5 protein-coding genes and 1 pseudogene are annotated in these 5,862 nt (G+C 45.1%); 3 read left to right on the forward strand and 3 right to left on the reverse strand.

All coding sequences use genetic code 11. From position 1 onward, the window contains the following. Together KIV40_RS25500 and KIV40_RS25505 are read right to left on the reverse strand one after the other, a co-directional pair. Positions 1–321 (reverse strand): annotated as a pseudogene (locus tag KIV40_RS25500) (hypothetical protein); the annotation flags it as partial. A gap of 93 nt (positions 322–414) precedes the next feature. Beyond that, positions 415–762: a helix-turn-helix domain-containing protein gene (locus tag KIV40_RS25505; RefSeq protein WP_012129787.1), complete on the reverse strand. Its 348-nt coding sequence runs from the start codon at positions 760–762 to the stop codon at positions 415–417. A gap of 140 nt (positions 763–902) precedes the next feature. On the opposite strand from KIV40_RS25505, the gene KIV40_RS25510 reads away from it, so the two are divergent. The 3 genes from KIV40_RS25510 (at position 903) to KIV40_RS25520 (ending at position 3,700) form a co-directional block, all read left to right on the forward strand. Further along, entirely contained in the window at positions 903–1,214 is a 312-nt protein-coding gene (locus tag KIV40_RS25510; RefSeq protein WP_045419103.1) for a hypothetical protein, read from the forward strand. A gap of 784 nt (positions 1,215–1,998) precedes the next feature. Then, positions 1,999–3,156 (forward strand): amino acid permease, encoded by a 1,158-nt coding sequence (locus KIV40_RS25515; RefSeq protein ID WP_005425080.1) that lies wholly within the window; start codon positions 1,999–2,001, stop codon positions 3,154–3,156. 238 nt (positions 3,157–3,394) lie between these two features. Next, positions 3,395–3,700 (forward strand): hypothetical protein, encoded by a 306-nt coding sequence (locus tag KIV40_RS25520; RefSeq protein WP_285351987.1) that lies wholly within the window; start codon positions 3,395–3,397, stop codon positions 3,698–3,700. A 77-nt stretch (positions 3,701–3,777) separates the two neighbouring features. Here KIV40_RS25520 and KIV40_RS25525 read toward each other — a convergent pair whose 3' ends face one another. Beyond that, a complete protein-coding gene (locus tag KIV40_RS25525) occupies positions 3,778–5,649 on the reverse strand; it encodes a methyl-accepting chemotaxis protein (protein ID WP_285351988.1) in 1,872 nt (623 codons plus the stop codon). Positions 5,650–5,862 lie beyond the last annotated feature (213 nt).

Consider the following 5,862-nt stretch of genomic DNA (forward strand, 5'->3'; position numbering starts at 1 on the left):
GATCCGCCAGCGCCCGCGATAAGGCGGATACCAGTACCCTGGCCTCACATAGATGAATGACGAATGATAACGCGGAGGTCTCACGCTATACGGCGGTCGATGATAGTAGGGTGGTCGGTAATAGGGCGGACGATAATATGGTCGATGATGATAGTAGGGCGGCTTGATTGGCCTATAAGGGCGATTGACTGAATGTAAATCGTGTTTATCTCCCGGTTGGGTGATCGGTTTTACGGCTGGCTTCATTTGTTCTTGCGCAGACACGACTGTAGGCGCACACAGCCAGAGAGTAGCGGTTGTTATGACCCAGATGCTTCTCATAATGCCTTCCTCCACCGTTTGGAGTCTCGAAGCGGTAATAAGTAAGTTCAGCTCACCATAACGTTGTTTGAGATGGGAGTCTAGGTCACGATTTTATGTTTTTTTGAGGCTTTTGCCTTCGTTGGTTTTCTGCTCTAGCACCAAGAAAATGAGTTTTGTCAGCATGGATTGCGCCTCTGGTGATAGCAGTCGTGCTGCTGAAGCAACATCACTTGCGGAGATATTCCCGACGCCTCTGGCATCAAGGGCAATATCTAAATCGGTCAGGTTGAGAGCACGTAATATGGAACGATATTGCGAAAGCTTTAAATCTGACTCGCCTCTCTCAATTCTTTGATAAGTCTTTTCGCTCATCCCTGCGACTTTAGCCATTTGCTCGCGTGAGACGCCTTTCATTTTGCGTCGCTTTATAAGGACTTCAATTAATGGGTCTACTTGCATTGGCACTCCTTAGAGGACAGTTTTGTCCTTAACCACGCAATAACCGGACCAGTTTAGCCACCTCGTATTTACCCAAATTGATATAGCGATAAGAATGACGTTCCACAAAAAATTTACGTAATTTCAGTTAGTTTCAGAAAATGGAAAAATATCAGATTTATAAATCAATTTCTGGCGAGTTAGACATTCGCAAAATGCAACGCGTTTTAGAGCAACTGCTTGCTGAAATTCGTAATCGCAGTTGCGATATTCGGCTGGACGTCACTTGGTTAACACGTGAATCACAGAAACGATTAATGAAGTACAAAGAGCTGTTTTTACATCGAGGTTATATTGATCAAGCAGAGTTGGATCAAACCTATGAGAACCTAAGTTCGATGGAGCGTTTAGTTTCAGACATGGGCATAGCGGCATTAACTTACATCATCGACGCACTAGACAAAGAGCTATGATGCTTTGAAACATGGGCTTATTGAAGCAAACCTTATTGAAAACAAACGTTGAACTAAATTACAGACGAACGAAATCCCGCAATATCAATTGCGCTAAATCCAAGTGCTAGAAATCAATGAAAGGAAGGATTCAAATGCTGGGGAACCACACCCAGCATTCGGAACACTCATTTACCTAAGTTTTCGAACCGTAAATCAGTGTTTAGAGGTATGTGAACCGAAACGTGTCGGTACGGGGCGAATAATAACGATATTGATGAATCTAGGCTATGCTCCGGGTTTCTAACACCTTTCGATAGAGTGTACATTTTCATGTACACCTCAAAAAAACTGAGCAACAAAGCTCACTTCTTATGCTTTATAACAACAAAAGGCTAAATAATTGGCTGTTTTGCAACATATCTGTTGTATTAACTTACCTTTGTTAAAATATATGGCTATGAGAAAGAGCTTTTGCTTTTCAATCGTCCTATTTATGCCTTACAATCCCCTTGAACCAAATCCATTCAGCAGAGAATGGGATTGACGAAAAAGGATGCGCTGATTTTGCTTCGAACCCAAAATGAGACGTTCCGTTAATCGAACTCTGCCCGGAAATGATTCCCTACATCCTTAATATGCTCAGACAGGATAGATCCATCTCGAGCTTAGGCTTCATACATCCTGAATTGCGGTATCACACCGAATTCATTGGCAGCAAGGTAGGGCATTTCCGTTGATCGTGCTTCGAAGCAAAAGCACGATAAGTCACAACAAAACGGATTAAATTTTAGAGGTATTAACCGTGAACCTAAAACTTGTCGGCAGTTCCCTGATTGTTGCAGGCACTGCTCTTGGCGCTGGTATGCTTGCTATACCAATGGTGCTTGCTCAATTCGGCCTCCTGTGGGGCACTCTTCTTATGCTGTTCATCTGGGCGGGTACCACTTATGCTGCACTGCTTTTATTGGAAGCAAGCTGTAAAGTAGGTGGTGGCGTCAGCATGAATGCAATCGCTCGTGAAACTCTTGGTAAAGGCGGTCAGCTTGTTACTAACGGTTTGTTGTACGCACTGCTTGTTTGTCTTCTGATGGCTTATATCATTGGTGCTGGCGACTTGGTACAAAAAGTGACCTCATCAGTTGGCCTACCACTTTCTACCATTTCTAGCCAAGTTGGCTTTACCGTTTTGGTTGGTCTTATCGTATCTGCGGGTACTGGTGTGGTTGATAAACTAAACCGTGGCTTATTCATCGGTATGATTGTCGCACTTGTTCTGACGTTATTCTCTCTTGCGCCAAATGTCTCGTTTGAAGGCCTAAGTGAAGTCGTGAACGCAGACAAAATGGCACTGATCAAACAAAGCTCAGTTCTGTTCACAAGCTTTGGCTTTATGGTGGTGATCCCTTCTTTGGTAACTTACAACAAAGAAGCGAGTAAGAACCAACTGCGCAATATGATTATCGTTGGCTCAACTATTCCTCTTGTTTGCTACCTACTGTGGCTTTTCGCGGTAGTAGGTAACTTGCCACCACATGAGCTTATTCAGTTCTCAAACGTGTCTGAGTTGATCTCTGTTCTTGGTCAACAGTACTCCGGCCTTGAGTTCATTCTGTCTATGTTTACTGGCTTAGCACTTTTGACATCTTTCTTGGGTGTGGCAATGGCGTTGTACGATCAAAACGCGGATCTTCTGAAAGCAAGTAAGCCTGTTGTATTCGTGGCAACGTTTATTCTGCCGTTACTTGGCGCGGTGTTTGCCCCAGAACACTTCCTAGCGATTCTTAGCTACGCTGGCATCATCCTTGTGTTCCTGGCGGTATTCGTTCCGCTATCGATGACAATGAAAGTGCGTCGCGTGCCAGTGGAAGACAACAACGTGTACGAAGCAGGTGGTGGCGCAATGGGCATGAGCATGATTTTCCTATTCGGTTGTTTCTTGCTGTTTGCTCAAGCGGTGTAAATCGTCTCGGCCAATACACAATAACTGACTTGTAGAAAGCCGCTTGTCCTAAACTGGACAAGCGGCTTTTTTGCGCCGAATTGTTAGTGCTGCATCAACGGTGTGTATGGCCTGGCCGTTGCCTGATAAATCGTGATGATATTTGACCTTGAGGTGAAACTGTCTCGCCACAGGCTGACATGGCTAGCGAGTTCTCTCTTTATGATAAGCAGTAAGTTATAGAGTAAAGGGGAACCGAGTGTCGAAGCGATTTTCTTTCACGATCGTTGGGATGATGTTTTCTTTGGGGATGTTTAGCGCTGAAGTCGCTGCACATCCAAAACATCACCACAAGCACGGACATCATCACGGACATCACCATCACAAGCATAAACACAAAAAGGTTGTGGTGGTTAAGCACAAGCGACCAAAACATCATTACTACCATTACAAACACATTCTACCACGCGGTACCTACATTCAGATAGGTAATTTTACTTACCTAAAAGTGGATGACTTCTACTATAAGCGTTCGAAAGATCGTTACATACACGTGGCTTTGTAAACAAAAAACAGCGAGCACTTTGGCTCGCTGTTTTGCTTGTTGTTTGATGAAGTTTGTTCTGGGTTAAAAAGGAGAAGTTAAACCGTAAAGCGGTTTAGGATCTCATCTTGCTTACGAACGTCTTCATGCTGTGCTTGCATTGCATCGTTGGTGCGGTTCGCTGAATCAGCAACTTGGGTCGACAGGTCTTTAATGTTAACCGTGTTGTTGTTGATTTCTTCTGCTACTAAGCTTTGTTCTTCTGCTGCCGACGCAATTTGCAGGTTCATATCAGAGATACGTTGAATCGCATCGCGGATACGTTGTAGAGCGTCATTGGCGTGTTCTGCTTTCTCTACCGCTTCTACTGCACTGCCTTTGCTCTGGTGCATAGCACTTGCAACAGAGGAAGCGCCAGATTGAAGTTGCTCAATCATGCTACGGATTTCTGTAGTAGATTCTTGAGTACGTTGCGCCAGTGTACGAACTTCATCCGCTACAACGGCAAAGCCACGACCAGATTCTCCCGCACGGGCTGCCTCGATTGCTGCGTTCAGTGCCAGTAGGTTAGTTTGGTCTGCGATGTCGTTGATTACTTTTAGAATCGTTTCGATATTTGCCGTTGCTGACTCAAGACCTTGCACTTCCTCAACTGCTTGATCGATGCTGTCTGAAAGCAGGTTAATCGTCTCTGTAGATTCATTCACGATAGAAGAACCTTGCACCGTTGCATCGTCTGCTTCTTTCGCTGCACTTGCCGCGCCTTGTGCGTTGTTCGCAACTTCTGTCGCAGTCACTGACATCTCGTGCATTGCGGTTGCGAGCTGTTCAAGTTCTTGCAGCTGAGTTTGAATCGCAGAAGCCGAATCACGAGCGCCTTCAGCGGTGATTTGCGTACCACTTAGGATCTGATCAGAAATGCTCTTCGATTCGATGATTTGATGCTGCAAGTTCTCCATAAAGGTGTTGAAACCTTTTGCCAGCTCAGAGAATTCTTGATCTGTGTTGGTATCCAAGCGCTGCGTCAAATCGCCTTTGCCTGATGCTACAGCTTGGATTGCAGTGTTTAGCTCATCAAGAGGGCGCATCAAGGTACGGATAAGGATAGTCAGCGCAATGATAGAGGCAATCACAGCAATCAATGAGTAGATGATTGCGCTATTACGCAGCTTACCTACTGCAGCATACGCAATGCTCTCATCAACAACTGCACCTACATACCAGTTTTCACTTGGGATGTGGGTTAGGCTGACCATGAATTTGTCGCCGTTCATCTCGATGTGCTGAGCTCCTGATGCTAGCTCTACTTGTGGTAGGTAGCTTGAGAGCTTCTCGCCGTTGTATTTGGCTTCTGGGTGCGCGATCGTCGTGCCATCTGCCGTTACTAGGAAAAGGTAACCCGCATCAAATAGGTTTACTTGGTTAACCAAGTCAGAAAGGGTGGTTAGCTCCATATCGTAAAACATGGCTGCGAGAAACTGGCCAGCTTCGCGCACTGGAGTACCGATAGAGATGATCACTTTCTTAGAAGAAACATCCACGTAAGGATCGGTGACAACAAGCTTGTTTTCTGCTTTTGCTGATACAAACCAAGGGCGAACACGAGGATCGTAATCAGGGCCGGCTTCCCAACCATCATCGTTTTCAATCACGAATCCGTTGCTGTCGTAAGCATAACCTATGGCCAAGAAGCTTGATTTTGGCATTGGTTTCTCTAGCACATCTTTCACGTAATCGTGGTCGCTTGGGTTAATTTCAAGAATCTCAGTCATGGATTGAGCGAGTTCTTTCTTAGCGTTCATTTCCGATTCTACCGTGTTCCCCACACTGGATAGGATCTCACTCACGCTGGTATCGATGTTTTCTTCGATCTGTGAACGGATGGTCATAACTTGTTGTGTCGACAGCAACGCCACAGTCACAAGCAATAAAATAGAAGAGGCGGTGACAACCTTATGTCTGAATTTCATATTTTTTCCTCTCGAGTCTCCCGGCTGGTTTACTCTGCTTGTACCTCTTATTTGTTGGGTACATTCGGCAGAAGTGAACACACTATTGTGTTTGATACTCATTGAGCCTTCTCCTCCAACTTAGCCTCTCGACTAAGCTGGAAGGCAACGAAACCCAAAATGGAGAAGACTCTATGAGATTCTATAACAACCAGCATAACTATTACTGTGGCA

Source organism: Vibrio sp. D173a, assembly GCF_030248475.1.

What these genes read in the sequence shown, in the direction of transcription:
- KIV40_RS25505 (WP_012129787.1), bottom strand. Translation starts at nt 762, where the DNA reads ATGCAAGTAGACCCATTAATTGAAGTCCTTATAAAGCGACGCAAAATG.
- KIV40_RS25510 (WP_045419103.1), top strand. Translation starts at nt 903, where the DNA reads ATGGAAAAATATCAGATTTATAAATCAATTTCTGGCGAGTTAGACATT.
- KIV40_RS25525 (WP_285351988.1), bottom strand. Translation starts at nt 5,649, where the DNA reads ATGAAATTCAGACATAAGGTTGTCACCGCCTCTTCTATTTTATTGCTT.